1 protein-coding gene is annotated in these 2496 nt (G+C 32.8%); it reads right to left on the reverse strand.

Going from position 1 to position 2496, the window contains the following annotated elements:
* Nucleotides 1-91 precede the first annotated feature (91 nt).
* The gene (ltrA, locus tag L3B98_RS28770) at nt 92-1909 is read right to left on the reverse strand and encodes a group II intron reverse transcriptase/maturase (protein WP_238919215.1); all 1818 of its coding nucleotides are present in this window, start codon (nt 1907-1909) and stop codon (nt 92-94) included.
* Between the last annotated feature and the right edge of the window lie 587 nt (nt 1910-2496).

Below are 2496 nucleotides of genomic sequence, written 5' to 3' on the forward strand. Positions count from 1 at the left end.
TGTCGGGTAGGTCGGAAACCTCTCGGTTTCTTTCCCCCCTAAGAACCGTACTTGTGACTTTCACCACATACGGCTCAAGCCATCATTTCTCCTAACAGTTATATTTAAAACGCTTAAATTGTTCTTTCATTAGTTTCATACCTTCTTTACTCGATGGTTCTATCTGTCTGTCATCAAAAAACTTTTTAATTTTACTAAGTTGACTATTTCCACCATACTTTATCAGTAATTTTTGATGTTGGTCATAGCAATTTTCATGTAATATCTCAAAGTTTCTATAAACATCCTTTCCGCCAAGTACCTTGGGTACGACTTGGTTTATTTTCAGATTTTCTTCACTGAATAATGATTGGTTGCAAATTCTACATTGATGTTTACATTTTTTAGCTAATTTTTGTCTACTCAAAATATTGTTTCTTTTAAATTCTTTTTCATCTCTTTTCATGAAGTATTCTTCTAATGTTTTATCATCTGGACTATTCTTGTATTTAATCAATTTATATCTGATTATAGGTATCCACATCATTTTAATCAGTTGACAATTCTTAACACTTTTATCCGTTAATAACCACTTTGAAGTACTTATGCCATGTATATCTTTGCTAAAGTATTTCTTGATAATCCATTTCCATGGTTTATTTGGGTGCAGAACTTTAAGATATCGCTTCACCTTAGTCCATATGTAATAATCTATGGCTTTGAATGTTTCTTTAGATACAGAGCTTGACCAATAGTTCCCTATTCCTCTTATGATTGGATTCAACTTATTTATTATAATTCCAATTTGTTTACCTCTGTATTTTATAAATACTTCTTTAATTTTCTGTTTAGCCTTTTTAACACTATCTTTGGATGGTTTGATTAATAACACCATTCCTCGTATTGTTTTGTATTGCCTTACATTGAAACTAAGGAAGTCAAAGCCATCACTTATATGAGTAACCTTGGTTTTCTCGTCGGCTAAAGCCAGTCCTCTTTTTTCAAGATATGGCTTTAATCTATCATACATAGATTTAGCTTCTTCTTTAGTTTTGCATAATATTACAAAGTCATCTGCATATTTAACGATTCCTATGGAATTAGAGTCTAGGTAATATCCTTGTGTACTCTTTTTATATCTAACACCTAATTCTTCTTCCATTCCATGCAATGCTATATTTGCAAGTAATGGCGAAATTATTCCACCTTGCGGTGTTCCGGTAATGGTTTCATTAAATACTTCATTGTCGATATATCCAGCTTTAAGCCATTCCACAATAGTTTTCTTGTATGGAAAGTTATCTAAACATGATATTATATAGTCATGATTTAGATTATCAAAACATCCTTTGAAATCTCCTTCGAAAATCCATTGTCTTTTTGTACCTCTACGTAATTTTAGAAAAAGTTGTTCTCTTGCATCTTGTGCACTTCGTTTTGGTCTAAAACCATATGATATAGATTCAAACCTACTTTCCCATTGTGGTTCCAGTGCATTTTTAACAATATTTTGATATATTCTATCTTTGATTATTGGTATCCCTAGTGGTCTTAATTTCCCATTCTTTTTAGGTATATAAGTTCTTTTTGCTGGTTTGACTTTTATTGATTTAACATTATAATTTTTAATTAGATTGTATAGTTTAATTCTCTCATTATCATCGATTATTATCATCTTATCAATTCCAGCAGTTCGTTTACCTTTATTTATTTGGGTAACCCTTTTAATCGAAAGCAATAGATTTGCTTTACTTCTAATCATTAATCTTTGAAGTTTTCTGACTTTCCTTGTTTGTCCTAACTGTTCGGCATGAAAAATTCGTTGTCGCAATTTCTTCACATATTTGTAGATTTTCCTCCAGTTAATAGAGTTCCAATCATAAACCTGTGGAGCAGTAGCCGACTTATTAATTTTTATATAAGTTTCCATAACTAAACTCCTCATTTCAAGTTAATTACTTTTCGTTTTTTCTCATGTTGACGACCATGTGGAAGTCTGCACACTTTCGTGTTAGAGCAAATTCTGAACTCCTATCCGACAAGTTATTTATTCCTTTGGACTTTCGTCCTATCGGCGTTCGCTTTCTCCACATTCCCATACCCTTTGCACATTGTAACGTTCTTACGATTGTCCTACCTATTAAGGAGCACATAGGGTTTACCAAGTTCCACTAATAACAGATACAAATGAGTTAAGTGTCCTCCTATATTCCGGTGGATATATGGGTCATTCCATGGTCTACCTACTATACAACCTTTCCTATCCACAATATAAGCTTATCAGTCACTTTAGCTTATTTACGCCTTACGAAAATTACAAAGGTTCAACATCTGTTTACACATTCTCATTCTTTCCCTAGCCTTGTAGTTCAATGTGACTATGTCCTACATTAGACCTTTAACTCTCCTGCAACCCACATTTCAATTACTCAAAATGCAGTTTTGAGCGGGAATATGCTTAATGACTAGCATAGTTTCCTATTGGAAACGCTGTTATTTAGCGACTTCTTGTCGCAC

The organism is Clostridium sp. YIM B02555 (assembly GCF_022320955.1).
GTDB classification, from domain to species: Bacteria; Bacillota; Clostridia; order Clostridiales; family Clostridiaceae; genus Clostridium; species Clostridium saccharoperbutylacetonicum.